Origin of the sequence: Methylobacterium sp. ME121, from assembly GCF_000974725.1 — a bacterium.
Lineage (GTDB): Bacteria > Pseudomonadota > Alphaproteobacteria > Rhizobiales > Beijerinckiaceae > Methylobacterium > Methylobacterium radiotolerans.
Window position 1 is genome coordinate 1 of sequence record NZ_BBUX01000179.1, and the last position, 938, is coordinate 938.

Genomic DNA, 938 nt, shown 5'->3' on the forward strand with positions numbered 1-938 from the left:
TAGTGGTCTGAGTTAGAGGTTTCCTTGCGGTTTTGGTGGTCGAGAGGCATCTGCCGGACGTCCGCGAGGAGGTTGCTGCGATGGCCCGTGGTCCCAAGCCGGCCGAGCTTGATCTGACCGACGATGAGCGCGCGCAGCTGGAAGGCCTGGTCCGCCGCCGCAACATCGGTCAGGCGCTGGCCCAGCGCGCCCGGATCGTGCTGGCCTGCGCCGAGCCCGGCTCCACGAACACCGGCGTCGCCCGCAGCCTCGGGGTCAGCCGTCCGAGTGTCACGATGTGGCGCGCCCGCTTCCTCGCCTATCGCCTCGACGGTCTCGTCGACCTGCCACGCTCCGGTGCGCCGCGTGGCGTCGAAGACACGGCGATCGAGGCGATGATCACGCTGACCCTGGAAGGCCAGCCAGAGAACGCCACTCACTGGTCAACGCGCGCCATGGCGAAGCGGGTCGGAATGAGCCAGACCATGGTCTCACGGGTCTGGCGCGCCTTCGGCCTGCAGCCACACAGGACCGAGACCTTCAAGCTGTCGACCGATCCCGCCTTCGTCGACAAGGTGCGTGATGTCGTCGGCCTCTACCTGGCCCCGCCGCACCGCGCCGTGGTGCTGTGTGTCGATGAGAAACCCCAGATCCAGGCGCTGACCGGGACCGCGCCGGTGCTGCCGATGCGACCCGGGCAGCCCGAGCGCCGGACCCACGACTATCGCCGCCAGGGCACGACCGATCTGTTTGCTGCCCTCGATGTTCGGGCGGGGACCGTGATCGGCCGCTGCACGCGCCGACATCGTTCGGTCGAGTTCCGCGCCTTCCTCGATCAGGTCGAGACGAGCGTGCCGGCAGACCTCGATGTCCATCTCGTCCTCGACAACGCCGCCACCCATAAGACCAAGCTGATCCACGACTGGCTGCTGAAGCGCCCGCGCTGGCACCTGCACTTC

The 938-nt window shown here is 68.0% G+C and carries 1 protein-coding gene; it reads left to right on the forward strand.

The window, feature by feature from the left end; genetic code table 11:
- Positions 1 to 80: 80 nt before the first annotated feature.
- On the forward strand, positions 81 to 938 hold an 858-nt coding region (locus ME121_RS32795), incomplete at its 3' end, for an IS630 family transposase (RefSeq protein WP_059410342.1).